Here is a 24,456-nt window from a genome sequence, read left to right as displayed (position 1 = left end):
GGATCAGGCCCGTTCCGCCTCGACCGCGTCGGCAAGCGCCTTCAGCGTCGTGAAGTGATAATCGGGCTTGGTGATCTCGGGCACCGCCGGCGTGCCGCCGAAGCCCTTCTGGCCTTGGCGCCGCTCGATCCAGCAGGTGGCATAGCCCAGCGATTTGGCGACACGGATGTCGTGATACTGGCTCTGCGCGACATGCAGGATCTCCTCCTGCTTGTAGCCGAAGGCCGATTGCCGGCCGCGATTATAGGCGAAGTAGAGCGGATCGGGCTTGGGGTGGATCGCCTCGTCGGCGGTGATGCTGTCGTGGAACGGATTGCCGAGCGTGTGCGAGTAGCAGGTGAAGCTCGGCCGGTCGGCATTGGTCATCGCCACCAGCCGGTAGTGCTTGCGCAGTCGCGTCAGCGCTGCAGCCGAATCCGGGAAGGCGGGATGGCGCAGGATGGCGAGCTGGAAGGCGTCGGCCGTGGCATCGTCATTCGGCAGGCCGAGTTCCTTGGCGAGGTGGATGTAGACCAGCTTCATCACTTCGCTCGAGCGCTCGTAATGCAGCTCGCGGCCCTTGAGATAGGGCGCGAAGATCTCGTCGTCGCTGAGCTTGGCGGCAGCCGGGCCGCCAAGGCGCCGGACCGCGCCGAGGACGCCGGCCTCGAAGTCGATCAGCGTGCCGACGACGTCGAATGTGAGAACCTTGAAATCGCTGAGGGCCATGGTCTTGCGTCTCTGCTGGGGGAGGGAGATCAGGCGCCGATTTTCGGCACGATGATCGTGTCCTGCGGGTGGAGGCTGACGGCGAGGCGCTCGCCGACCGGCGGGATGCGACGGGCGGCCTCGTAATGGCTGGGCTGACGCAGGCTGAGCGCCGTGCCGTCGTCGAGCGCGAGGAAGACCCGCAGGCTCTCGCCCTGGAAGACGATATCGGTGACCCGGGCTTCGAGCCGGTTGCGCTCGGGGTTGCCGGAGCCGTCCTCGACCAGCAGCTTCTCGGTCTGTATCGCGAGCACAAGCTCGCCGTTCGGCGCGATCGGCCGGGCGCTCTTCAGCACGGTGCCGGCGAGCGAGACGCTGTCCTGCCCGGCGCGCTGGACCGGCAGCAGCGTCGCCTCGCCGATGAAGCTCGCGACGAAGGCGTTGGCGGGATGGTCGTGCAGGCGCTCGGGCCTGTCGATCTGGACCAGCTTGCCGTCCTTCAGGATGGCGACGCGGTCGCTCATCGTCAGCGCCTCGCGCTGGTCGTGCGTGACGTAGATGATCGTCGCGCCCAGCCGCTTGTGGAGCTGGCGCAGCTCGATCTGCATGTTTTCGCGTAGTTGCTTGTCGAGCGCCGAGAGCGGCTCGTCCATCAGGATCAGGCGCGGCTCGAAGATCATGGCGCGGGCGAGCGCGACGCGCTGGCGCTGGCCGCCGGAGAGCTGGCCGATCCCGCGCTCCTCGTAGCCGGCGAGGTCGACCATGGCGAGCGCGCCGCGGACCTTCTCGGCATAGGTCGACTTGGGCAGGCGCCGCGCTCTCAGGGGAAAGGCGACGTTCTCGCCGACGCTCATATGCGGGAACAGCGCGTAGTTCTGGAAGACGATGCCGATGTCGCGCTTGTGCGGCGGGGTATAGGTGACGTCGCGGCCGCCGAGATGGACCGAGCCGCCGGAAGGCTGGATGAAGCCGCCGAGAATGCCGAGCAAGGTGGTCTTGCCCGAGCCGGACGGGCCGAGCAGCGAGACGAATTCCTGCGGGGCGATGTCGAGCGAGACATCGTCGAGCGCACGCACCGAGCCGTAATGCTTGCTCGCCGATCTGATCTCGACGCGTTCGCCGCCTATGTTGGCCATGGCACTCTCCCGTCCGGATACAGCGACATCGCGGCACTGCGCAGGCAAAGACCGTTTTCGGGACGGGCCATAAGGTGATCTTATGGCGATCCGTGCCGGCGCTGGTGCTGTTCGGCGGTGCGGGCCTCTGCCGGGCCGTCACCGCAAGCTGCATTCGATCAGCTCATGAAACGGGATTTCGGCCCCCTGTCGCAATTGCCAAATAATCAGGGAGAACATAACCTGGTGTAATGTCAGAGCTGCGCCGCATGGTCTCGTCGAGCAATGCGCTCTTCGTCTTCGAGGCGGCGGCGCGCAGCGGCAGTTTCACCCGCGCAGCCGAGGAGCTGAACGTCACCCAGCCGGCGGTCAGCCGCATGCTGTCGCGCTTCGAGAGCCATCTCGGCCTGCGACTTTTCGAGCGCGGCGGGAGGGGCGCGATCCTGACACCGGAGGGCGAAGTGCTCTATCGCCGCGTCGCCGACGGCTTCCGCAGCATCGAAGCGGGCCTGCGCGAGGTCGAGCAGCTACGCGGCGGCAAGGAGACGGTGACGATCTCGGTCTCCTCCGCCTTCACCACGCATTGGCTGATGCCGCGCATGGACCATTTCCAGCGCCGGTTTCCCGCAGTCGACCTGCGCTTCCAGATGATCGCCGGCTCCCTGCGCGGCCCGGTCGACAATGTCGATCTCGGCATGCGCTTCCTCGATGGCGACGAGGCGGTGCCGGCCGAGGCGATGGTGGTGCGTGAGGTGATGCTGCCGATCTGCAGCCCCGGCTACCGGCAGGCCGAGCCCGAAGCCGAGGTGACGGGCGAGGGCAACACGATCATCAACCTGACCGATTCCGCGCTCGACTGGGCCGAACGCTATCCGCCCTTCGCTACCGGCCGGCCCGGACCGGTCAAGACGCTGAGTTTCTCGGACTACGCCGTGGTGGTGCAGGCGGCGCTGCTCGGCCAGGGCGTCGCCTTCGGCTGGATCACCGTCGTCTCGCATGCGCTGAGGTCAGGCGCGCTGGTGCCGGCGAGCGACCGGCTGACGCGCGGCGAGCGCAACTGCGTGCTGTTGACGCCGCGCAACCGCCCGCCGAGTCCGGTCGTCCGCGCGATCCGGGACTGGATCGGGGCGGAGCTGAAGGCCGAGATCGAGGCAATCGACGCGCTTCATCCCGGCCTCGGTTTGAGGCAGGCCTGCTACGGCTGACGGTGCTGCGCGGTGCATTCAGTTCGCGATGTCGATCAGCACCGTCTTGTGCCGCAGGTTCTGCTCGACCGCCTGCCGGCCGAGATCCTTGCCGATACCGGAGCTCTTGTAGCCGCCGGTCGGCAGGATGAAGTCGAGCGTGCGGCTGTAGCGGTTGACCCAGACGGTGCCGGCCTGCAACCGGCGCACGGCACGCAAGGCCCGGCCGAGATCGCGGGTGTAGACGCCGGCGGCGAGGCCGTATTCGGGATGGTCGGCGAGGGCGAAGCCCTCGTCCTCATCGGCGAAGGTCTGGATGGTGAGAACCGGTCCGAAGATCTCCTCGCGCACAGCGGCATTGTCGGCGGTCACGTTGGCGATGATCGTCGGCTGGTAATAGGCGCCGCCATAGCCGGCCATCAGGCCGCCGCCGAGCAGCACCTCGCCGCCTTGCTCCCGGCTGGCGGTAACGATGCGGTCGATGCGGCGAGCCTGCACCTCGGACACGATCGGGCCGAAATCGGTCGCAGCCTTCCAGGTGTGCCCCGGCGTGATCCGGGGGAGCTTGACCTTCAACAGGTCGATCAGGGCCTCGGCGATCGGGCGCTGCACGATCACCCGCGAGCCGGCGACGCAGCCCTGTCCGGAATTGGCCAGGATCGAGCTGGCGATGCAGGTCGCCGCTTTCTCAAGATCGGCATCGGCGAAGACGAGCTGCGGGCTCTTGCCGCCGAGCTCGAGCGTCACCGGCTTGATGCCGCTCTCAGCCGCCGCCTTCATGATCGCAGCGCCGGTCCGCGTCGATCCGGTGAACGAGATTTTGCCGATACCCGGATGGCGCGCCAGCGCATCGCCTGTGACGCCGGTACCCTGGACGATATTGAAGATGCCGGCCGGCATGCCCGCCTCGATCGCGAGCTGCGCCAGCCTGACGGCGGAAAACGGCGTCAGTTCCGACGGCTTCAGCACGATCGCATTGCCCGCCGCGAGCGCTGGGCCGAGCTTCCACGACGCGGTGCTGAGCGGCACGTTCCAGGGCGCGATCGCGCCGACGACGCCATAAGGCTCGGAGACGATCAGGCCGAGATTGTCGCTGCGCGTCGCCGCGACTTCGCCCCCGAGTTTGTCGGCCCATTCGGCGAAGAAGCGGATGCCGTCGGCCGTGGCTGCGACGTCGCCGGTCACGGCCTGGGAGATCGGCCGCGTCGATCCGACGGCTTCGATCCGGCCGAGTTCTTCGGCATTGGCTTCGATGAGCTCGGCCCAGCGCCTCAAGATGCGGGCGCGCTCGCGAGGCGGTCTCGTCGCCCAGCCGCTGGCGGCGACGGCTGCATGAGCGCTGCCGACGGCCCGGTCGACCATGGCGGCGTCGGCGATCGGGATCTCGGCATAGTCGACGAGGTCGGATGGCCGAGCGACCGGTATCGTCTCGCCGCCGCCGATCGCCTCGCCGGCGATGAAATGCCCGGTCGTGACGTGGATCGTGGCCGGGTCGAAATCACCCGGCATGATCAGAGCCCGACCAGGGCCGGCAGGCCGCCAATGTCCTTGATCTCGTGCGTGCTGTAATAGGGGTTCGCCGGCTCGTGGCCGCGATTGACGAAGACGCGGCGAGCGATCTTCATGTCGTAGGCGGTCATCTGGTCGTAGCGGAAGCTCGACGAGCAGTGCATCACGTCCTGCGGGCCGCAGCCGAGCATGTCGAACATGTACTCGAAGGCGCGCATGCGAGGCTTGTAGGCCTGGGCATCCTGCGCGGTATAGGCGGCGTGGAAGGGCGCGCCGAGCTTGGCGACCGAATGCGGGATCAGGGCGGTCATCGAGTTCGAGAGGACGACGAGCGGGATTTCCTTCGCGACCTTGGCGAGACCGGCCGTTACGTCGGGATGCGGGCCCCAGCTCGGGATCTCGTCGACGATGGCCTGGGCATCGGCCGGATCATAGGCGACGCCGAGCAGCTTGCAGGTCCGCTCCACCGCATTGCTGACGACATCCTGATAGGGCTTCCACGGGCCGAGGACCTCGTCGAGACGATAGCTCGAGAAGGCGTCGCAGAATGCGTCCATCTGCTCGGGCGAAAGACGGCCGGCATAGGCGCGCCGGGCGGCCGGAGCCATCTCAAAATAGATCAGCGTGCCGTAGCAGTCGAAGGTGATGAATTTCGGCCGGAAGCTGCTCATCGTCTCGCTCTTGCTCGTTGCGACGGCTGTCTGCCGTTGGGAAGAGGCTAGAGTGCGAGCGCGGCGAGGGAGGCGGAATCCGATCGACGCGACCGAATATTCTGCCGATGAGCGGGTATGCTTCGGCATGGATTGCTGCGGCAGTCGGGGCAGGATGGACATGCTAGGCCGCCTCGCCGAGTTTCGGCTGAACCAACCTCAAGCGAATCCCATGACCGTCGAAACCGTTCTCGCCGATCTCGTCGGCTTTCCCTCCGTCTGTCGCACCCCGAACGGGGCGATTATCGAGCATGTCCGCGCCTATCTTGCCGGCCACGGCGTCGACAGCGTGATCATGCCGGGGCCGGAGGGCGACCGCGCCAACCTGTTCGCGACGATTGGGCCGAGAGTCGAAGGCGGCGTCATACTCTCGGCCCATCTCGATGTGGTTCCGGCGGCGCCGGAAGGCTGGGTCGGCGATCCCTTCAAGCTGCGCCGCGACGGCGAACGCCTGATCGGGCGCGGCGCAGTCGACATGAAGGGCTTCGTCGCCTGCATGCTGGCGAGCGTTCCCGCCCTCGTCGGCAAGAAGCTGGCGCGGCCGGTGCACATCGCGCTGTCCTATGACGAGGAGGTCGGCTGCGTCGGCGTGCGCCATCTGATCGCGCGACTGCCGGAGCTATGTCCGCCCGTGCTCGGCTGCATCGTCGGTGAGCCGAGTGGCTTGCGGCCGGTTTTGGCCCATAAGGGCAAGATCGCCCAGCGCGTTACGGTCGATGGCAAGGCAGGGCATTCATCGCGCACCGATCTTGGCGACAACGCGATTCACTACGCCGCCAGCTTGATCGCCGCGATCCATGAGGAGGCGCTGCGCCATGCCGTGCAAGGGCCTTTCGCCGAAGCTTTTGCACCGCCTTATTCGACGATCCAGGTCGGCGTGATCAGGGGCGGCACCGGGATCAACATCGTGCCGGCGCAATGCGTGTTCGAGGTCGAGGCCCGCGCCATCGCCGGCCAGGAGCCTGCCGATCTGCTCGGCTTCCTGCCCGGTGTCGCCGAGCGGATCGCGCGCGAGGCTGCCGCGACCGGGCACAAGGTCGCGTTCAGCTTCGAGACCATGAGCGACTACCCGCCGCTCGCACTCGACGAGGCCGATCCACTGGTCGCCTTCACCGAGGCGGCTTCGGGCCAGGCGCGCCAGGCTGCCGTGAGCTACGGCACTGAGGCCGGCCGGTTCCAGCGCGCCGGCATCGCCGCGATCGTCTGCGGGCCAGGCGATGTCGACCGCGCCCACAAGCCGGAAGAGTACATCACCGATGCCGAGCTCACTGGAGCGATGGCGATGATCGCTGGTGTCGCCGACCGGCTCAGCTGAACCTCAGAACTCGCCGATCGCGCCGCGGGAGCCGTCGACGAGGCGGGCATGCCTGAACGGGCGCGGATCGACGATCGGCGTGTCGCCGGTGGCGAGATCGGCGGCGAGATGGCCGGCGGCGGGGCCGAGGCCGAAGCCGTGGCCGCTGAAGCCGGCTGCCAGCACGAAGCCGGAGAGGCCGGCGACCGGCGAGATGACCGGGACCGCATCGGGTGTGGAATCGATATAGGCGCCCCAGCTTTCGCGCACGGCGACGGTCTTCAAGGCCGGGAACATGGCATGGGCGCGCTCGAGCAGGGTCGCAAGCGCACGCCGGCTCGGCGCCGGATCGAGCACGCGGATCGTCTCGAACGGCGTGACCTCGTCGAGCTTCCAGCTGCCGAACGCTTCCGGCCCCTTGAAGAAGGAGGAGCCGATGCCGAGTTCGACCGCCTTCAGCCGCTTGATGAACATCGGCAGGAAGTCGCGCGCGTAGCGCAGGCCCTGCGGCGTGATCTCGAGCGTGCCCTTGCCGCTGATCGCGATTGTGTAGCTTCCGTCGAGGCGGCGAGTCAGCGCGATCTCGGGGGTGTAGAAGGCGTCGAGGAACTCCGGCGCTGCTTCAGTGCGCAGGCTGGTCGCGCGGATGCTTGCCTGCGGGAAGGCGATGCCGTGGCGGCGGCAGAAGGCCGAGGCCCAGGCGCCGCCTGCGAGCACCACCGCATTGGTGCGGATCGTACCCTTCTCGGTGACGACGCCGGTGACGGCGCCGTTGGTGATGTCGAGCCCGCGTGCCGCGCAGCCCTGATGGACGCTGGCGCCGGCGCGGCGGGCGCCGTCGGCCATCAGCGGCGCTGCGAGCGCCGGCTCGGCCTTGCCGTCGGTGACGGAATGCAGCCCGCCGAGCCAGCTCCGACCACTGGCGGCAGTCATCGCTGCGGTCTCTGTTCCGGTCAGCATCCTGGTCTCGACGCCGAAGGCCCTGGCGGTCTCGCGCCAGCGCTCCCATTGCGCCAATTGTGCGGCATCGCTGCTGGCGTAAACCAGGCCGCAGCGGCGAAAACCGCTGTCGCAGCCGAGCTCCTCGCTCAGTCTCTCCCAGAGCTCCATGGCGCGGATCGCGAGCGGCAATTCGCGGGCGTCGCGGTTCTGCTTGCGGCACCAGCCCCAGTTGCGGCTCGACTGCTCGCCGCCGACGACGCCCTTCTCGACCAGAGCCACCGAGCGGCCGCGCCGTGCCAGATAATAGGCCGCCGCCGCGCCGACGATGCCGCCGCCGATGACGACGACATCCGCGGCGGCGGGCAGCGCCTCGCTGCTGGCGATGCGTTCGATGGTCAGTGGCATGGATGGCTCCGGAGGCGGCCATGCCACGAAGCGGCACGGCCCGGGATGTCCCTGTGCGGCGGGACTATGTGGCTAGAGCCGGATCCGATCGGATTGGATCAATCTGATCGGAACGGGTTCTAGGGCAGGGGCTTGCGTCACATCAGACCGGGCTCGCCGAGGTCGGTCCCGTCGACGAGGCGGCTGTAGCGATAGGGGGTAGGGTCGACGATCGGGGCATCGCCGGCGACGATATCGGCTGCGAGCCGCCCCGCCGCCGGGCCGATGCCGAAGCCATGGCCGCTGAAGCCGGCAGAGACATGTAGGCCCGGCAGCTTGTCGACAGCGGAGATGACTGGCACCCAGTCGGGCGTGAAATCGATCAAACCACCATATTTGTGCTTGATCTCGACAGTGGCGAGCTGCGGAAAGATCTCGCCGAGCCGCTTCTTGGCGAAGGTGATCAGCTCCTCCTGTGGCGGCGGGTCATAGGTCCGCATTTTCTCGAACGGCGAGATCGTATCGTTGCTCCAGCGCATCAGCGCTTCCGGCCCGAAGAAGAAGGACTTGCCGGCCCGGATCGTCAGCAGCTTGTGGCGCTTCTTGAAGGTGCGCCAGAACGGCTGGGCGTTGAGCATGCCGTGCGGCGAGAGCTCGAGCAGGCCGCGCCCGCTGATGCCGACGGTGAAGCCGCCATCGACCCGGCGGCGAATAGTGAGATCGGGGGTCGAGATGCCGCCCATGGTGATCTCAGGGGCCGGCCCGGTGAAGAACGAGGTCGACTTGATGCCCGCGAGCGGCATGCGGATGCCGTGGTGGCGGGCGAACATCGCCGTCCAGACACCACCGGAGAGCAGCACCGTCGAGGTGCGGATCGTGCCCTTCTCGGTGACGACGCCTGAGACGCGCCCAGCGGCGGTTTCGAGACCACGCGCCGCGCAATCCTGATGGATGGTGACACCGAGACGCCGGGCCGCCTCGGCGATCGCGGGAACGGCCATGGCAGGCTCGGCCCGGCCGTCGGTGGGTGAATGCACGCCGCCGACCCACTCGCCCTTGGCATGTGGCGCCATGGCCTTGGCTTCCTCGGCGCTCAGCATGCGCGTCTGCATCTGGTATTGCCGGGCCTTCTCGCCCCAGCCTTCCCAGGCATCCAGATCGGACTGGCGCGTCGTCAGATAGGTCAGACCACTGCGGCGGAAGCCGACATCGGCACCGACCTCTTCCGAAAGCCCGTTCCACATCTCGACCGCCCGCATCGCCAGCGGCAGCTCGCGCAGGTCGCGGTTCTGCTGGCGACACCAGCCCCAGTTACGGCTCGACTGCTCGCCGGCGAGATAGCCCTTCTCGACCAGCGCGACCGAATGCCCCTTCTTCGCCAGATGATAGGCGGCGGTGACGCCGGCGATGCCGCCGCCGATGACCACGACGTCGGCTGCTGCGGGCAAGGCTTCGTCGCTGTGGACGCGGTTGACCGGTGGCGACATGGCGGCGTTGTCCTTGGCGGGAAAGGTCGTGCTGGCAGCGCCGACCGGGCGGGAGGCCGGTATTCAAGCCCGATCCGCCTGGAACCCTATGCCAAAGGAAGGGCAGGATTCGGCAGATTCTTTTGGTTGTCCCCGCACAGGACGGTGACCATCGCCGGTCGGGGCCTGCCTATGATGGGGCCGGGCCGTCAATTCGACGGCCGATACGGCCAGCCGCCAAGCAAAAGGCGGCGGCCGTGCCACGGTCTCGTAAGGCCGTCGACAACGAGGGGATCAACGATGAACAAGCCGTCCACGAAGGCGTCCGGCCTCGCTTTGCCTGCCCTGCATCGCCGCGAGGTCCTGGCGCTGGGCGCCGGCGGCATCCTCGCCGCGTCCGGTCTCGGCTCTCGCGCCCAGGGCAAGGCGCCTCCGCCCCCGCCCGCGAAGCCGAGTGGCCAGGTTGTGGTCGGCCTGTCGCAGGAGCCGACCGCCTTCAACCCGCTGATGCCCGGCATCGAGGTCGACGAGACCGTCTGGATGCAGATCTTCAACACGATGTGGCTGGCCCAGCCCGACGGCTCGCTGGTCCCCGACCTCGCGGCCGAGGTGCCGAGCGAGGCCAATGGCGGCATCTCGGAAGGCGGCCTCGCCTGGAAGGTCAAGCTGCGCGAGGGCATCACCTGGCATGACGGGACGCCGTTCACCGCCGAGGACGTCAAGTACACGCTCGAGCTGATCAATGCGCCGGGCTTCAAGGCGCGCACCCGCGTCGGCCATTCGCTGGTCAAGGACATCAAGGTCACTGGCCCGCTCGAGATCTCCTGGCGCATGGAGAAGGCCTATGCGCCCTATCTCGCGCTGCTTTCCAACACCTTCATCGTGCCCAAGCATCTGCTGGAGAAGGCGGCCGATCCGAACACGGCCCCGTTCAACGGTGCGCCGGTCGGCACCGGCCCGTTCAAATGGGGCACGCGCACACCGGGCGACAACATCCAGCTCGTCGCCAACGAGAAATACCACGGCAAGGGGCCTTATCTGGAAAAGGCGGTGCTGAAATACGTGCCGGACCAGACCGCGCTCTACGCCCAGTTCCGCACCGGCCAGGTCGACCTGATCATCGGCACCGGCATCCCGGCCAATTTCTATGCCGAGGCGGTCAAGCTGCCCGGCCGCAAGGTGGTGAAGATCCCGAGCGCCTCGCTCGAGGTGCTGATGCCGAATCTCGAGCACCCTGCCCTGTCGGACAAGGCGGTGCGCAAGGCGCTCTATGCCTCGATCAACAAGCAGGCGATCATCGACATCGTCTTCTACGGCCTGCACATCCCGACCGAATCCTTCATGCCGCAAGAATCTTGGGCCTATGACCCGAACCTGCCGAAGCAGGTCTACGATCCCGCGCTCGCCGGCAAGATCCTCGACGATGCCGGCTGGAAGCGCTCCGGCTCGGGCGTGCGCATGAAGAACGGCGTGCCGCTGGAGTTCGCGGTCTCGACCACGACGGGCGCGGCGCTACGCGAGCAGTGCCAGCAATTGATGCAGCAGGACTGGCAGCAGATCGGCATCAAGATGGCGATCAACAACATGCCCGCCGCGGTGATCTGGGGCGAGTTCTACACCCGCTCCAAGTTCCAGTCCCTGCTGGTCGGTACTGCCTTCCGCACGGTGATCGACCCGGATCCGGCGCATCGCTTCGGCTCGGACGCGATCCCGGCCAAGAGCGGCAACGGCGCCAACCAGATGCAGTGGCAGAACGCCGAGGCCGATGCGCTAATGAAGCAGGGCCAGGAGACCTTCGACACGGCGAAGCGCAAGGAAATCTACCAGAAACTGCAGGTGCTGGTGCGCGAGGAACTGCCGATCCTGCCGATCTACCAGTATGCGCCGGTCGAGGGCTACAAGGAGGGGCTGATCGGCTACCAGCCCAACATCAACGCCAGGCAGAACACCTGGAACATGGGCCAGTGGTACTGGGCCAAGTGACGTGGTGCGTGATCTGAACCGCGCCGGCATGAAGCCGGCGCTGGCGGGAGGTAGCGCGCCATGATCGCCTTCCTCCTGCGCCGCCTCGGGCAGTCGCTGCTGCTGCTGCTGATCGTCTCGGTGATCGGTTTCGCCATCCTGCATCTGGCACCGGGCGGGCCGATGTCGCAGTTCGCGGCCGGCGGCGACATGACCCAGGCCGATCTCGACCGCATCGCCGAACAGCTCGGCCTCAACCGCCCGCTGCCGGTGCAATACATTGAATGGCTCTGGCGCATGCTGCGCGGCGACTGGGGCGTGTCCTATCGCGACCAGCAGCCGGTGCTGCACATCATCGCCTCTCATATCGGCGCGACGCTGGAGCTGATGCTGACCTCGACGCTGCTCGCCATGGTGATCGGCGCCTGGGTCGGCATCCTCGGCGCGATCCGGCGCTATTCGCTGTTCGACTCGCTCGCCACTGTCGGCGCCATGATCGCGCTCTCGATTCCGACCTTCTGGTTCGGTCTCGTCGTGATCTATGTCTTCTCGGTCGGGCTCGGCTGGCTGCCCTCGGGCAATCGCTACACCATGGGCGACGGCTCGTTCCTCAACCAGGTGCATCACCTGATCGGGCCCTGCATCGTCTTGGCGCTGGTCTCGACAGCGGTCTGGAGCCGCTACATGCGCTCCTCCATGCTCGAGGTGGTCAATCAGGATTACATCCGCACCGCCCGTGCCAAGGGCGTGCCGGAGCGGCAAATCCTGCTGCGCCATGCCTTGCGCAATGCGCTACTGCCGATGATCACCATCACCGGCCTGCATGTGCCGACGCTGCTGTCGGGTGCACTGGTGACCGAGACGGTCTTCACCTGGCCCGGCATGGGCCGGCTCTTCCTCGATTCGATCAGCTATCGCGACTACCCCGTCGTCATGGGCATCCTGATGTTCACCGCCGTGCTCGTCCTGATGGGGTCCCTGCTCGCCGACCTGCTCTACGGCGTCGCCGACCCGCGTATATCGAGGAGCGGGCGATGAGCGGCGTGCCCTTCACCAGCACCGCCGAGCCGGCGCTGCCGCCGGCCCCCGGCTTCTGGAACAGCCCGGGCCTGCGCCGCTTCCGGCGCCACAGGCTCGCCGTCTTCGGCGCGGCGACGATCGTCTTCCTGACGCTCGCCTGCATCGTCGGCCCCTGGCTCCTGCCTTATACCGACACCTTCATCGACATCCGCAACCGTTTCGCACCGCCCCTCGCCGGCCCGCATGTGCTCGGCACCGACCCGCTCGGGCGCGACATCCTCGCGCGCCTCCTGATGGCCGGGCGGATCTCGCTGGCGGTCGGCTTCTCGGCCATGGCGATCGCGATGGCGATCGGCATCGTGGTCGGCATGGTCGCGGGCTTCTACGAGGGCGCGCTGGGCGCTGCGCTGATGCGCTTCGTCGACGCGATGCTGTGCTTCCCCTCGATCTTCCTGCTGCTGGCGATCTCGGCGCTGATCGCCCCCTCGGTGCCGTCGATCATCCTGCTGATCGCGATGACCTCCTGGATGGAGGTGGCCCGCGTGGTCGAGGCGCAGATCCGCTCGCTGAAGACGCGCGAATTCGCGCAAGCCGCCGTCTCCTTCGGCGCGAGCAACCGGCGCATCATGATCCGCGAGCTGCTGCCGAACGCGATCGCGCCGATCGTCGTCGCGGCGACGCTCAACGTCGCCCACGCGATCCTGGCGGAGAGCTATATCTCCTTCCTCGGCTTCGGCATCCAGCCGCCGACGCCGAGCTGGGGCAACATGCTGGAAAGCGCCCAGAGCTATCTCACCAGCGCGCCCTGGCTCGCGATCATCCCCGGCGCCGCGATCACGCTCGCGGTCACCAGCTTCAACTTCATCGGCGATGGCCTGCGCGATGCGCTCGACCCGCGGATGGAGGGCCAGTGACGGGAAAGGTCGCCGAACTCTGGCGCTACCCGGTCAGCTCGATGGCCGGCGAGCGGCTGGAGCAGACTCACGTCGATACTGGGGGAGTCGCCGGCGACAGGATCTGGGGATTGCTCGATGCCACGACCGGCCGCATCGCCTCGCCCGGCCGCGAGAAACACTTCATCGGCGTGCCGCGTGCCTATGCCAAAGCCTCGGGGATTGGTGTCGCCCTTTCGCTCGATGGCGAGCGCTGGGCAGGGCCTGATGACGCCGAGCTGCTGGCGAATCTGTCGCAGGCTTTCGGCTTCATGCCGGTGCTGAAGCCGTTCGACACCTTTGGCTCGGGCGGGTTCAGGCCGCGCTACGAGCATGCGCCGATCCATATCGTCACCAGCGCGGCGCTGCGCAGCCTCGAACGCGAGCTGCCCGGCAGCGTCATCGATACCCGCCGCTTCCGGCCGAACATTCTGGTCGACTGGCCTGACGGGCTCGAGACCATACCCGAGCATGGCTGGATCGGGCGCGAGATCAGGATCGGGGACGTCGTGCTGAAGGCGCGCGAGCCCTGTGGGCGCTGCGGCTTCATCACGATCGCGCAGGAAGGCCTGCCTCAGGACGTCGAGATCCTGCGGACAGTGGTCAAGCACCACGAGCGCAATTTCGGGATCTATTGCGACGTGGTGACGCCCGGCGAGATCGCGACCGGCGTCACCGTCACCGTTCGCTGATCCAGGCGACTATTCGGCCGCCTGTGCGATCTCGGGCGCGTCCTGCCCGACCTCCGGAATTTGCGGATAGTCCCGCCGAACGATTGCGAAGGCCGCTGCCAGGTCCAGCTTGCCGGAACCGTCCCGCATCATGGCGAAAAGCTTGGTCTTGGTGAAGAAGCGCCAATGCACCGGCAAGCCGGCCAGCAGCCGCGTCAGTGCCGCATAGTTCTCCGCCGTCCAGACCTGCTCGAAAGCGTCCCGCTCCGGGCCGAAATGGAAATGCGTCCGGTGGGCTCGCGTCCTCAGCTCCGCTCGCAACGCAGCAGTCGCCTCGGGATCGACGGCGCCCCCTTCGATCACCACGCCGTAGAGCTCGCGTGCTGCGTCAAGGCCGACATAGCCGCGCTCGACATCGAGCAGGACACGTTCCGGCTCGCGCTCCAATGGCGAGCCGCGCCCGCCGCCGCCCGGCGAATGGATATGGATCACGTCGCCCGGCTCAGCGATGGCGATGTCAGTGTTGCCGAGGACGCGCTCATTCGGGCGGCGGGGGTTGATGATGAAGTTCGAGGTCTCGGCGGAGAGGCCGCCGAGCGTGCCCCAGGGCCGGAAGTGCGAGCGGTCGCGATTGCGCACGGTGATGCGCGAGTTGGGCGAGAACACCTTGAATTCCATCACTGTCGCGAGCCCGCCGCGCCAGCGCCCGGCGCCGCCGGAATCTGGCAGGAGCCCGTAGCGCATGAACCGGATCGGCACCTCGGTCTCGGTGATCTCGATCGGCGTGTTCTTGAGATAGGCGGCGTCGGCGCCCGAGCCGTTCGGACCGTCGCGATGCGGCATGCCGCCGCCGCCGCCGACCACCGGGTTGATCGCCGCGATGACGCTGCGATGCGTCTTCTCGTCGGTCGTCATCACGTTGACGATCGAGCTGGAGCCGGCCGGCGCCGCCGGCAAGCGCTCAGGCGCGGCAAGGCTGAAGGCCCCGAAGATCAGGCTGCGCAGCCGTGCGCAGGTTAGGCTGCGCATGCCGACCGCCGCCGGGAAGGACGGGTTCAGCACCGTCCCTTCCGGTGCGATGCAGGTGAAGGGCCGGGTCAGGCCGGAATTGAGCAAGAGCTGCGGGTTCAGCGTGTAGAGCACGTAGTAGACGCCGACGAGCAGCAGCGTATGGCGCGGGTCGGAGCCGGTCGGCACGTTGAGCGAGGAGCCGAGCTGCGGGTCCGATCCCGTGAAGTCGAGGACCGCCTCGTCGCCCCTGATCGTCAGCGTCAGCGCCAGCCGGCAAGGATTGCCGTCGACACCGTCCTCGTCGGCATAGTCGGAGAAGACATACTCGCCATCGGGGATCGAGCGCAGGATCTCGCGGGCCTGATGCTCGGCATAATCCATCAACCCGTCGAGCCCGTCCATGAAGCCCCTGGCGCCGAACTTGGCGACCATCGCCAGGATCTTGCGCTCGCCGGTGTTGAGCGCACCGGCCAGCGCCTTGAGGTCGCCCATGTTCAGCGCGGGCTTGCGCACGTTCATCATCATGATGCGCAGCACGGTCTCGTCGAAGGCGCCGTCACGCATCAGCGTCATCGGCGGGAAGCGGATACCCTCCTGATGGATTTCGGTGAGCGAGCGCGACAAGCTCGCCGGCACCGCCCCACCCATATCGGTGTTGTGGACATGGCCGCCGACGAAGCAGACGATCTCGCCCTCGTGGAAGATCGGTTTCCATAGATGTGTGTCGGGGGCGTGAGTGGCGAGATAGCCGCTATAGGGATCGTTGGTGAAGGCGATGTCGCCCGGGCGATACTCCGGCACCATCTCGATGGCGCGGTTGTAGTTCATGCCCGGATACCAGGTCGCGCCGAGATCCATCGGCACGGCGACGACGCGCCCGGTGCGGTCCATCACCATCACCGTGAAGTCCTCCGTCTCCTTGACGAAGGTGGAATGGGCCGTGCGGTAGAGCGTGTAGGCCATGTTCTCGGCCGCGGCCCGGCAGTGATTGGCCAGGACCTGCAAGGTGACCTTGTCGACCATGATCAGGCTCCCTCGCGCAGGATGAGATGCAGGTTGAGGAAGGCGTCGACCTTCGCCTCGAAACCGGCAGGAATGCAGATTGTCGTGTCTTCCTGCGCGACCACGGCCGGGCCGGAGAAATGCTGGCCGCAGCGCAGCGTCTCGCGGTGGAAGAGCGCGACCTCGCGCTCGCTGCCGTCGAGCCAGACCGTGATGAAGCGCGCAGGGGTCGCCGCCTCGTCGACCGCCTCGCTCGCCGGGGCGAGCTCGGGCCGCGGCGTCGCGCCGGTGACGACGAGGCGCAGATTGACGATCTGGACCTCGGCCGCCTCGTCGTTGAAGTCGTAGATGGCAAGATGCTGGCGGTGGAAGGCAGCACGGATCGCGGCGAGATCGCCCTCGACCAGCCAGTTCTCGGAGAGCGGCACCTCGATCTCGAAGGACTGGCCGTGATAGCGCATGTCGGCGCTCAGGCTTTCGACGACCGGCCCGGTGAAGCGCTGGTCCTCGCGGATCCAGGCGAGCCCGTCGCGCTTGAGCTGCGCCAGCGCCTCGCGCAATTGCGGCAATGAGGCCGGTTCCGCCGCGGCGAAGACGCTCTGGATGAAGTCGCCCTTCAGATCGGCGATCAGCCCGCCCAGTGCGCTGACGACGCCGGGGCGGCGCGGCACCAGCACGCGCGGGATGCCGAGCTCGCGCGCCAGGAAGCAGCCGAGCATCGGCCCGGCGCCGCCGAAGGGCATCAGCGCGAAGTCGCGCAGGTCGACGCCGTAGCGGGCGACGAGCTTGTTGACCTCGACGAACATCTCGGAGACGGCGATGGCGATGATCGCCTCGGCCGTCGCCTCCGCGCTGCGGCCGAGCATCGCCGCGACCTCGCCAACGACCTTCTGCGCCAGATCACGGCGCATGCCGATCTGGTCATAGGCGAGGGCGGTGTGGCCGAGGAAGCCGCAGGTCGCCATCGCGTCGGTGACGGTGGCACGGGCGCCGCCGCGGCCATAGCAGGCGGGGCCGGGCGTCGAGCCTGCGCTTTCGGGGCCGACCTTGAGCACGCCGAAGGCGTCCGCCCAGGCGATCGAGCCACCGCCGGCGCCGATCGAGGTCACCGAGACGCTCGGCACATAGAGCGGGAAGTCGCCGACGACCTCGCCGGTGCCGAATTGCGGCTGGCCGTCGATGATCAAGGCGAGGTCGGCGCTGGTGCCGCCGATGTCGAGGGTGAGGATGTTCCTGGCGTCCGCCTGCTCGGCGAGATAGGCCGCGCCGATCACGCCCGAGGCCGTGCCCGAGAGCAGCATGTTGACGCAGGCGCGCTTGCCGGTTGCGGCGTTCATCACCCCGCCATTCGACTTGGTCAGCATCGGGCCGGCCGGCACGGCACGCGAGGCGAGCGCCTCCTCGAGCGCGTCGAGATAGCCTGAGACGCGCGGATGGACGTAGCCGTTCAGGATCGCTGTGGTGGTGCGCTCATATTCGCGGATGACCGGCCAGACCTCGCTGGTGGTGAAGACGAAGAGCTCCGGCGCCAGCCCGGCTATCAGCGCCCTGGCTTCGGTTTCGTGGGCGGGATTGCGATAGGCATGCAGGAAGGAGACGATCACGCCATCGATGCCGCGCGCTTTGAGCCTAGTGGTCGCATCCGCGAGCGCGTCGCGGTCGAGCGGCTCGGCGATGCTGCCATCGGAGAGGATGCGCCCGCCGACGCCGAAGACGCGGTCGCGCGGGATGAGCTGCTCCGGGCGGGCGCAGAACAGCGAGTACATGTCCGGCATGCGCAGGCGCGCCAGCTCGATCACGTCCTCGAAGCCGGCGGTGGTGATCAGCCCGAGGCGGCTGCCCTTGCGCTGGATGATGGTGTTGATGCCGACCGTGGTGCCGTGGACGAAGGAGACGATCTCCTTCGGTGGGACCGCATGGCGCTCGTTCAGTAGGTCGAGCCCGGCGAGGAGTTCGCGCCCCGGGGCGTCAGGTGTCGTCAAAACCTTGATGGTCTCGACGCGGCCGCTGCCGGTTTCCAGTGCGCAGAAGTCGATGAAGGTGCCGCCGATGTCGACGCCGATACGCCAGCTCATGATGGGCCCGTTCCACAAAAGACGGACCAGTCTTGGAGAGGGTGCCGTGCAGGGTCCAACACCAAAACGGCAGTGCCGGATAAGTCGCCCTTATGCCTCGGGCGCAGGCTGGTCGAGATCGAGCTGCCGGCAGGCGGTGCGGATATGGTTGCGCAGCAGCTCATGGCTGCGCGAGAGCGGCCGGCGCGTGCTGGTGAGCAGGCAGAGCGGCAGCGCGACATGCGGCCGGAACGGGCGCGTCACCAGGCCGGGGAAATTGTGCCAGGGCAGGAGGCCGTCGACGACGGCGATGCCGAGGCCCTGCTGTACGAAGGCGAGCGCGATGATCGAGACGTCGATCTCCATCTCCGGCCGGAATGGCAGGCCTTGCTTGGCCAGCGCGTCGCGCAGCAATTGCCCGGGCAGCGATTCGGCGCGGTAGGAGATCAGCGTCTCGCCATCGAGATCCTCGGCACCGACAGAGTCACGCTCGGCCAGCGGATGGCCGGCGGGCAGCACGCAGACCACACGGGTGTAGCCGACCACTTCGGTCTCGATGAAGGGCGTCGGCTGGTCCATCATCGCGATGCCGAGCCCTGCCTGGTCGCGGTCTAGCATGGTCAGGATGACCTCGGCCGGCACGACATAGGAGCGCACGCGCGTGTTCGGATGGGCAGCGCGGAAATGGCGCAGCGCCTCCGGGACGAAGGAGAGGGATGGCGGCGCCGAGGCGGCGAGACGCACGAGCCCGGCCTTGCCATGGCGCAGGTCGCGGGTGCGCCGCCTGAGCATTTCGAGGTCGCCGAACAGGCGCTCGACCTCGGGGTAGATTTCCTCGGCCTCGGGAGTCGGGATCAGCCGGCCCTTGACGCGCAGGAACAGCTTGAAGCCGAGTTCGTCCTCGGTGTGCAGCAGGATCTGGCTGAGCGCCGGCTGCGAGACGGCGAGCGCCTCGGCGGCGCCGGTCAGCGTGCCGCAGCGCATGACCATGCGAAAGACTTCGATCTGGCGGGCACGCATGGCGCGATCCTAGAGGCGGTCGCGGCACCTGTCAGCAGCCGCCGCTTCCGGCTATTGCCGAACTAAAGCCCATCTGCGCTCGGCGGATCAGCTACCCTGCGCATTGTCAAATTGGACCGCCTGGAAGCGGATGTTCCCATGCCTAGCTTGGCTGCAGGTGCCCAGAATAGTCTTCGGCTTGTCTGCTGCACCATCGCCGAGCGATTGCGGGCCGCGAATGGAGACCCCAGCACCGGAAAGGCTCCTGGCCGTCCCGGTGATTTAGGCGCCAGCGATTCTGCAAGAGGCGGAACGGACAGCCACGCCCGGCTCAGGCGAAGATGAGATGGTCGCCGAGCAAAGCCGTGCTGAAGTTGCTGATGATGATGCCACCCGAGCCGCCGAGGGCGTCGGTGCTGATCACGAGGCTACTTCCGACGTCGGTGTAGGTAAGGCGCGCGGGGTCAATGCCCTCGAAGCGCAGATAATCGAAATTGCCGGCCGACGAACCGAAGTCATTGATGACGTCGAAGACACCCGCCTCGAAATCCGCGGCCAGCGTCCAGAACTGATCGTTGCCGGCACCACCGGAGAGGTAGTCGGCTCCGGAGCCACCGATGATCTGGTCCGAACCATTGCCGCCGTAAAGCTGGTCCGCTCCGCCCTGGCCATAGAGCCAGTCATCGCCATCCTGGCCGAAGAGAACGTTGCCGACACTGTCGCCGATGAGGAAATCCTGGAGGGCGGAACCCAACACGCCCTCAATATTGATCAAGGTGTCGCCCTGCGCCTCGCCGCCAACGCCCATGCCGACATCGAGGCGCACGACCACGCCGGAGACCCAGTTCGTATAGACGGCGTAGTCGAAGCCGGCCCCACCATCGATCCAGTCAGCGCCCTCGCCAGCGCGGAGAATATCGTTGCCATCGCCACCAAAGAGAGCGTCGTTGCCCTCCCTGGAATGAAAGGTGTCGTTACCCGTGCCGCCGAGCATGGTGTCGTTGCCGATGTCGCCATCGAGCTCGTCGTCGCCCGCGCCGCCGTCGAGATAGTTGGTGCCGGTCCCGCCGGCGAGGCGATCGTTGCCATCCTCACCATAGAGGGTGTCGTCGCCGTCCCCGCCAACGGCTAGGTCATTGCCGGCTCCGCCGAGGAGGGTATCATTCCCCCCGTAGCCCCACATATTGTCATCGCCGTCGCCTCCGAAGAACTCGTCGTTCCTTGCGAACGCGGCATCGGCCTCCAAGAAGTCATTCCCGGCCTCGCCATACATCTTTCCGCTGGCGTCGACCCCCTCTGCGAAAATCAGAAAGTCATTACCCTCTCCGCCGAAGAGGGTGAACGATCCGGCACCCGCAACCCGAAGCACGTCGTTGCCGCCCAATCCGTACTGGATGGTTTGCCCGCCAAAATTGACGTCGTCGCCATTCGTTCCGATGTACGTAGCCATTAGAGTTCATTCCCTGATCGACGTTTATCCGCGCCATCTGAACGGAGGCATTGCAACCAATCCGTGCGACCGCAAATAGTCAACTCCCCACTTTCGTCGGCCGTTCGAACGACATGTGGCCTTGCTCAAAGTGCGGCGGCCTTCTCCAGTCCCGTTAAGCGATTGAGGCGCGCGTTGTTGATAGGCCGATCGCGCGACGTTCGAGGCGCATCAGCTGATCGGCGCCCGAGATGGTGCAATTGCCAACCTGTGGGAAGGTTGGATCCATGTCCATTCTGTTCTCGCGCCGTTGTCGGCTATCCGGCAGCCCGCCAACTTCGGCTGCTGGCCCCCTGGCTGACGTCCAAGAGGTCAGGTGTCGAGCCTTTGCTCCTCTGATCCTTGATCGCAAATCGCAGAAACCTTGTCACTGCGCACATAGCGCCAGAGCACTTCGGCGATCTCCACCCGGCGTCGGGTCTTCGCTTCGGGCGAGGACATGTCCCAGCGGAATTGAGCCTCGAAGGTATGCCGGTTCGCCACCGAGAAGATCGACAGGGCGTTTAGCGTGGCGTGGAGTTCGTAAGCGTCGACCCCGGGCCGGATTGCGCCAAGGCTCTTGCCCTTAGCCAGGACGCGCTCGATCTGGCCGATGACCGGCCGCGTCATCTGCTTGAGTTTCTCGCTGCTGTTGATGTGCCTGCCGCGATGGATGTTCTCGATCGCGACGAGCCGGACGTATTCCGGATTCGCCTGGTGGAAATCGAAGGTGAATTCGGCGAGCCGGCGGATCGCTGCCTCCGGCTCGAGTGTCTCGAGATGGAGGCTCTCCTCCGCCAGGCGCATCTTGCCGTAGGCCATCTCCAGCACGGCCGTGAATAGCTCTTCCTTCGAGTTGAAATAGTAGAAGATCAACCGCTTGGTGATCCCGGCCCGCGCGGCGATCGCGTCGGCATTGGCGCCGAGAAGGCCGCTCTCGGCAAACTCCTCGAAGGCGATCTGCAGGATCTCGGCTTTCGTCTTCTCGCGGTCACGGCGGCGAACCTTTGGTTCGGTATCCGCCGGCACACGCGCGCCCGCTACTTTCATCCCGCGATCCCAGCTGTCCGTTCCGATGATGGTGCTTGCCAGCTTAGCCGATTTGACGGCGCTTGACAGCAATTATCCGTAGGGATAATTAGATTGTAATTATCCAATAGGTTAATTATAGGGAGGCCGCATGACGATCACGACATCCGGTCGGTTGGCTCGGGCTTGCTTGTCCTCTCCAGGCATTGCGCTGCATCTCGGGCTGCGCGCTGACCTGCCTGCAGGCACCGGTCAATGAGTGCGTTCGGTCTTGCCCATTTGACGGCGCTGGAACTTTCGCCGCCGGAGCTGGTGAGGGAGGCGGCGGGCGCGGGCTTCGTCTCGATCGGCCTGCGCGTCCATCCGGCGATGCCGGGGGGCGTCGCCTATCCGCTCCGGGTCGGATCGTGGGCCCAGCGCGAACTGCGCACGATCCTGGCCTCGGAAGGCGTGCGCCTGAACGAGATCGAGTTCATCCAGCTCACACCCGGCCTCGACATTCGCTCCTTCGCCCCGCTGCTCGAAGCCGGAGCCGAATTGGGCGCGGCAGCGGTGACCGTGTCCGGCGACGATGCCGATCGCGTCCGGTTGACGGCCAGCTTTGCCGCGCTGTGCGATCTCGCTGCGGAATTCGGTCTGCGGGTCGATCTGGAATTCATGCGCTGGCGCGTGGTCGGGACCCTGGCGCAGGCCGAGGCGGTCGTGCGGCAGGCGGGCAGGCCCAATGGCGCCGTGCTCGTCGACGCGCTGCACCTTAGCCGCTCGGGCGGCGTGCCGGGCGATCTCGCGGCCCTGCCGAGACAGTTTCTGCGCGCGGCCCAGCTCTGCGATGCGACTACGACTCAGCCGGTGACCGATGCCGAGGCCATCACCGAGGCGCGCGAAGGGAGATTGCCGCCAGGGGAGGGCGCGCTGCCGCTCGCCGCTCTGCTGCAGGCATTGCCGGCCGATGCCGCGCTCAGTGTCGAACTGCCGATGCGCGGGCTCGACGCGCGCTCGCGGATCGTGACGGCATATGCCGCGACGCGCCGAGTGCTCGACGGCCTGCCGCGGCGCGAGGCGCCTGCGGCCGGCAACACTCCGAGCCGCACGAAACCACAGGGATCCGTGAGAGCATGACGAATATCGCAATCGGCGTGATCGGCGCAGGGCTGATCGGGCGCAAGCATCTGGCGAAGATCGCCGAGCATCCCGACTTCGATCTCGTCGGGATCGCCGACGTCAATGCCGGGCAGGTCGCGGAGCAGAACCCGGATGCGCGCGTTTTCGCCGATTATCGCGCGATGCTCGACGAGACTCGGCCGAGTGCCGTCATCATCGCCTCGCCCAACCAGCTGCATGCCGAGAACGGCATCGAATGCGCCCGCCGCGGCATCCACATCCTGATCGAGAAGCCGGTCACTGACACGCTGGACTCGGCAAATGCGCTGATCGATGCGGCCCGGGCGGCCGGCATCCGCTCGCTGGTCGGTCACCACCGTCGCCACCACCGCCAGGTCGCGACCTTGCGGTCGTTGCTGGGCGAACGCCGGATCGGCGATCTCGTCGGCGTCTCCGCCATCTGGGCGGTCTACAAGCCGGACGCCTATTTCAACGCGGCGCCCTGGCGGACGCAGGCCGGCGGCGGCCCCGTCCTGATCAACCTGATCCACGAGATCGACTTCTTGCGCTTCTGCGTCGGCGAGATTGTCTCGGTCAGTGCGATCCAATCGAACCGCCAGCGCGGCTTTGCGGTCGAGGACACGGCCGGCGTGCTGATCGAGTTCGAGAACGGGACGATCGGAACTTTCTTCGTCAGCGACAGCGCCGTCTCGCCCTGGACGACGGAGCAGGGTGTCGGGGAGGCACCTGAGTTCCCGTTCAGCGGCGAGAGCAGCTACCGCTTCATGGGCAGCCGCGGCGCGCTCGAATTCCCCAATCTGGTCGCCTGGACGCAAGCGAACGGCGAACCAAGCTGGAACCAGTCGATTCAGGCGCAGCGGATTCACGCGCCAACGCTCGATCCCTACATCGCCCAGCTCGACCATTTCCGCGACGTGATCCGCGGCACGGCTGTGTCCCTGCAACCGGTCGAGGACGGCGCACGCACGCTGATCGCGACGCTCGCCGTGGCCGAGGCCGCCGCGAGCGGCAAGCGGATCGATCTGCGGGATCAGTACGTGGCTCTGCTCTCGTCGCAATCGGAGCAGCCACGGCGACAGGCGTCATGAGCCGGGAGCGGCGACGCCAAGAGAGCGGCGCCGGAGCCAAAGACGGCTGAGGGGAGACGAACCGCAGCCAAGACCACCGGCCCCGCAAGAAGGGCCGGCAAGGAGGGGAGAAACGTCTTGAATTACAAGTTCGATTTCGGCCCCGTCATCGACGGGCTTCCGGACCTGTTATGGGGCTGCCTCGGCACGCTCGGCCTGGCGCTCGCGGGCATGGTGCTCGCGCTCGTCATCGGCATCGGCGGCGTCGTCCTGCGCGACTCGCCCTATCGCGGTTTACGCTGGCTGGTGATCAGCTTCGTCGAGCTGATCCGTAACACGCCCTTTCTGGTCCAGATCTACTTCATCTTCTTCGCGCTGCCGCTCGCCGGGATCCGGCTCGACCCGACGCCGACGGCGATCATCGCGCTCGGCGTCAATGGCGGCGCCTATGCGATCGAGATCATCCGCGGCGGCGTGCAGTCGATCAGCAAGGGGCAGATCGAGGCCGGGCTGGCGCTCGGGCTGCACAAGGGCCAGGTCTTCCGCCTCGTCGTGCTGAAGCCGGCGCTGCGCGCGATCTTCCCGTCGCTGACCAGCCAGTTCATCCTGCTGACGCTGACGACCAGCATCGCCTCGGCGATCTCGGCCTATGAGCTGACCTCGGTCGCGCAGAACATCGAGAACAATACGTTCCGCAGTTTCGAGGTCTACGGCGTCGTCACGCTGCTCTACCTCGCCATGTCCTGGCTGATGATGCGGATGTTCGCGCAGATCACGGCGCGCCATTTCAGCTATCCGGTGAAGTGAGGCGCGCCATGAACTGAAGCG

General features: G+C 66.8%; 20 protein-coding genes. 9 read left to right on the top strand and 11 right to left on the bottom strand.

The genetic code is table 11. From position 1 onward, the window contains the following. Window positions 1-3: 3 nt before the first annotated feature. Window positions 4-708 (bottom strand): HAD-IA family hydrolase, encoded by a 705-nt coding sequence (locus tag BLM15_RS17115; RefSeq protein ID WP_126113882.1) that lies wholly within the window; start codon window positions 706-708, stop codon window positions 4-6. 29 nt (window positions 709-737) lie between these two features. Beyond that, window positions 738-1,823, bottom strand: coding sequence for an ABC transporter ATP-binding protein (locus BLM15_RS17110; protein ID WP_126113881.1), 1,086 nt, complete (start codon window positions 1,821-1,823; stop codon window positions 738-740). A gap of 230 nt (window positions 1,824-2,053) precedes the next feature. On the opposite strand from BLM15_RS17110, the gene BLM15_RS17105 reads away from it, so the two are divergent. Beyond that, a complete protein-coding gene (locus tag BLM15_RS17105; RefSeq protein WP_126113880.1) occupies window positions 2,054-3,007 on the top strand; it encodes a LysR family transcriptional regulator in 954 nt (317 codons plus the stop codon). Window positions 3,008-3,025: 18 nt separating this feature from the next. Here BLM15_RS17105 and BLM15_RS17100 read toward each other — a convergent pair whose 3' ends face one another. Further along, window positions 3,026-4,495, bottom strand: coding sequence for an aldehyde dehydrogenase family protein (locus BLM15_RS17100; RefSeq protein WP_126113879.1), 1,470 nt, complete (start codon window positions 4,493-4,495; stop codon window positions 3,026-3,028). A 2-nt stretch (window positions 4,496-4,497) separates the two neighbouring features. Continuing rightward, complete coding sequence (locus BLM15_RS17095) at window positions 4,498-5,166, bottom strand: haloacid dehalogenase type II (RefSeq protein WP_126113878.1); 669 nt, start codon at window positions 5,164-5,166, stop codon at window positions 4,498-4,500. Between the two features lie 211 nt (window positions 5,167-5,377). Here BLM15_RS17095 and argE point away from each other — a divergent pair, with 211 nt between their 5' ends. Continuing rightward, window positions 5,378-6,520 (top strand): acetylornithine deacetylase, encoded by a 1,143-nt coding sequence (argE, locus tag BLM15_RS17090; protein WP_126113877.1) that lies wholly within the window; start codon window positions 5,378-5,380, stop codon window positions 6,518-6,520. Between the two features lie 3 nt (window positions 6,521-6,523). Here argE and BLM15_RS17085 read toward each other — a convergent pair whose 3' ends face one another. After that, the gene (locus BLM15_RS17085; RefSeq protein WP_126113876.1) at window positions 6,524-7,846 is read right to left on the bottom strand and encodes an NAD(P)/FAD-dependent oxidoreductase; all 1,323 of its coding nucleotides are present in this window, start codon (window positions 7,844-7,846) and stop codon (window positions 6,524-6,526) included. 137 nt (window positions 7,847-7,983) lie between these two features. Further along, window positions 7,984-9,312 carry an NAD(P)/FAD-dependent oxidoreductase gene (locus tag BLM15_RS17080; RefSeq protein ID WP_126113875.1) on the bottom strand — a complete coding sequence of 443 codons (1,329 nt, stop codon included), beginning with the start codon at window positions 9,310-9,312 and terminating at the stop codon, window positions 7,984-7,986. Window positions 9,313-9,591: 279 nt separating this feature from the next. Between BLM15_RS17080 and BLM15_RS17075 the strand changes: the two genes are divergently transcribed. From BLM15_RS17075 to BLM15_RS17060, 4 genes are read left to right on the top strand one after another with little or no spacing between them, the layout of a single operon-like run. Further along, a complete protein-coding gene (locus BLM15_RS17075; protein ID WP_126113874.1) occupies window positions 9,592-11,274 on the top strand; it encodes a peptide ABC transporter substrate-binding protein in 1,683 nt (560 codons plus the stop codon). Window positions 11,275-11,334: 60 nt separating this feature from the next. Continuing rightward, window positions 11,335-12,291, top strand: coding sequence for an ABC transporter permease (locus BLM15_RS17070; protein WP_126113873.1), 957 nt, complete (start codon window positions 11,335-11,337; stop codon window positions 12,289-12,291). Next, entirely contained in the window at window positions 12,288-13,187 is a 900-nt protein-coding gene (locus tag BLM15_RS17065; RefSeq protein ID WP_126113872.1) for an ABC transporter permease, read from the top strand. Before BLM15_RS17070 ends, BLM15_RS17065 begins: the two co-directional genes overlap by 4 nt. Next, window positions 13,184-13,897, top strand: a complete 714-nt coding sequence (locus tag BLM15_RS17060; RefSeq protein ID WP_126113871.1) for an MOSC domain-containing protein — start codon at window positions 13,184-13,186, stop codon at window positions 13,895-13,897. The genes BLM15_RS17065 and BLM15_RS17060 overlap by 4 nt, the downstream gene beginning before the upstream one ends. 9 nt (window positions 13,898-13,906) lie before the next feature. Here BLM15_RS17060 and BLM15_RS17055 read toward each other — a convergent pair whose 3' ends face one another. The 5 genes from BLM15_RS17055 to BLM15_RS17035 all read right to left on the bottom strand — a co-directional run bounded on the left by BLM15_RS17055 (window position 13,907) and on the right by BLM15_RS17035 (window position 21,460). After that, the gene (locus BLM15_RS17055) at window positions 13,907-15,910 is read right to left on the bottom strand and encodes a hydantoinase B/oxoprolinase family protein (protein WP_126113870.1); all 2,004 of its coding nucleotides are present in this window, start codon (window positions 15,908-15,910) and stop codon (window positions 13,907-13,909) included. Window positions 15,911-15,912: 2 nt separating this feature from the next. Then, window positions 15,913-17,964, bottom strand: coding sequence for a hydantoinase/oxoprolinase family protein (locus BLM15_RS17050; RefSeq protein ID WP_126113869.1), 2,052 nt, complete (start codon window positions 17,962-17,964; stop codon window positions 15,913-15,915). Window positions 17,965-18,054: 90 nt separating this feature from the next. After that, entirely contained in the window at window positions 18,055-18,963 is a 909-nt protein-coding gene (locus tag BLM15_RS17045) for a LysR family transcriptional regulator (RefSeq protein ID WP_126113868.1), read from the bottom strand. 310 nt (window positions 18,964-19,273) lie between these two features. Then, entirely contained in the window at window positions 19,274-20,392 is a 1,119-nt protein-coding gene (locus BLM15_RS17040) for a calcium-binding protein (protein WP_126113867.1), read from the bottom strand. A gap of 351 nt (window positions 20,393-20,743) precedes the next feature. Next, window positions 20,744-21,460 carry a TetR/AcrR family transcriptional regulator gene (locus BLM15_RS17035; RefSeq protein WP_126113866.1) on the bottom strand — a complete coding sequence of 239 codons (717 nt, stop codon included), beginning with the start codon at window positions 21,458-21,460 and terminating at the stop codon, window positions 20,744-20,746. Window positions 21,461-21,694: 234 nt separating this feature from the next. Here BLM15_RS17035 and BLM15_RS17030 point away from each other — a divergent pair, with 234 nt between their 5' ends. From BLM15_RS17030 to BLM15_RS17020, 3 genes are all read left to right on the top strand, one after another. After that, window positions 21,695-22,558: a sugar phosphate isomerase/epimerase family protein gene (locus BLM15_RS17030; RefSeq protein WP_126113865.1), complete on the top strand. Its 864-nt coding sequence runs from the start codon at window positions 21,695-21,697 to the stop codon at window positions 22,556-22,558. Next, the gene (locus BLM15_RS17025) at window positions 22,555-23,649 is read left to right on the top strand and encodes a Gfo/Idh/MocA family protein (protein ID WP_126113864.1); all 1,095 of its coding nucleotides are present in this window, start codon (window positions 22,555-22,557) and stop codon (window positions 23,647-23,649) included. Before BLM15_RS17030 ends, BLM15_RS17025 begins: the two co-directional genes overlap by 4 nt. 117 nt (window positions 23,650-23,766) lie before the next feature. Further along, window positions 23,767-24,435, top strand: coding sequence for an amino acid ABC transporter permease (locus tag BLM15_RS17020; protein ID WP_126113863.1), 669 nt, complete (start codon window positions 23,767-23,769; stop codon window positions 24,433-24,435). The last annotated feature ends 21 nt before the right edge of the window (window positions 24,436-24,456 follow it).

Origin of the sequence: Bosea sp. Tri-49 (assembly GCF_003952665.1) — a bacterium.
Classification (GTDB): Bacteria; Pseudomonadota; Alphaproteobacteria; order Rhizobiales; family Beijerinckiaceae; genus Allobosea.
The sequence above is the reverse complement of the archived record's forward strand: the minus strand, read 5'-3'. Positions and strand labels throughout refer to the sequence as shown.

Coding starts and splice junctions, on each gene's coding strand:
- BLM15_RS17085 (WP_126113876.1), bottom strand. CDS start 7,846: ATGCCACTGACCATCGAACGCATCGCCAGCAGCGAGGCGCTGCCCGCC.
- BLM15_RS17035 (WP_126113866.1), bottom strand. CDS start 21,460: ATGAAAGTAGCGGGCGCGCGTGTGCCGGCGGATACCGAACCAAAGGTT.
- BLM15_RS17070 (WP_126113873.1), top strand. CDS start 11,335: ATGATCGCCTTCCTCCTGCGCCGCCTCGGGCAGTCGCTGCTGCTGCTG.
- BLM15_RS17040 (WP_126113867.1), bottom strand. CDS start 20,392: ATGGCTACGTACATCGGAACGAATGGCGACGACGTCAATTTTGGCGGG.
- BLM15_RS17055 (WP_126113870.1), bottom strand. CDS start 15,910: ATGGTCGACAAGGTCACCTTGCAGGTCCTGGCCAATCACTGCCGGGCC.
- BLM15_RS17065 (WP_126113872.1), top strand. CDS start 12,288: ATGAGCGGCGTGCCCTTCACCAGCACCGCCGAGCCGGCGCTGCCGCCG.
- BLM15_RS17080 (WP_126113875.1), bottom strand. CDS start 9,312: ATGTCGCCACCGGTCAACCGCGTCCACAGCGACGAAGCCTTGCCCGCA.
- BLM15_RS17075 (WP_126113874.1), top strand. CDS start 9,592: ATGAACAAGCCGTCCACGAAGGCGTCCGGCCTCGCTTTGCCTGCCCTG.
- BLM15_RS17110 (WP_126113881.1), bottom strand. CDS start 1,823: ATGGCCAACATAGGCGGCGAACGCGTCGAGATCAGATCGGCGAGCAAG.
- argE (WP_126113877.1), top strand. CDS start 5,378: ATGACCGTCGAAACCGTTCTCGCCGATCTCGTCGGCTTTCCCTCCGTC.
- BLM15_RS17095 (WP_126113878.1), bottom strand. CDS start 5,166: ATGAGCAGCTTCCGGCCGAAATTCATCACCTTCGACTGCTACGGCACG.
- BLM15_RS17050 (WP_126113869.1), bottom strand. CDS start 17,964: ATGAGCTGGCGTATCGGCGTCGACATCGGCGGCACCTTCATCGACTTC.
- BLM15_RS17100 (WP_126113879.1), bottom strand. CDS start 4,495: ATGCCGGGTGATTTCGACCCGGCCACGATCCACGTCACGACCGGGCAT.
- BLM15_RS17105 (WP_126113880.1), top strand. CDS start 2,054: ATGTCAGAGCTGCGCCGCATGGTCTCGTCGAGCAATGCGCTCTTCGTC.
- BLM15_RS17115 (WP_126113882.1), bottom strand. CDS start 708: ATGGCCCTCAGCGATTTCAAGGTTCTCACATTCGACGTCGTCGGCACG.
- BLM15_RS17025 (WP_126113864.1), top strand. CDS start 22,555: ATGACGAATATCGCAATCGGCGTGATCGGCGCAGGGCTGATCGGGCGC.
- BLM15_RS17045 (WP_126113868.1), bottom strand. CDS start 18,963: ATGCGTGCCCGCCAGATCGAAGTCTTTCGCATGGTCATGCGCTGCGGC.
- BLM15_RS17030 (WP_126113865.1), top strand. CDS start 21,695: ATGAGTGCGTTCGGTCTTGCCCATTTGACGGCGCTGGAACTTTCGCCG.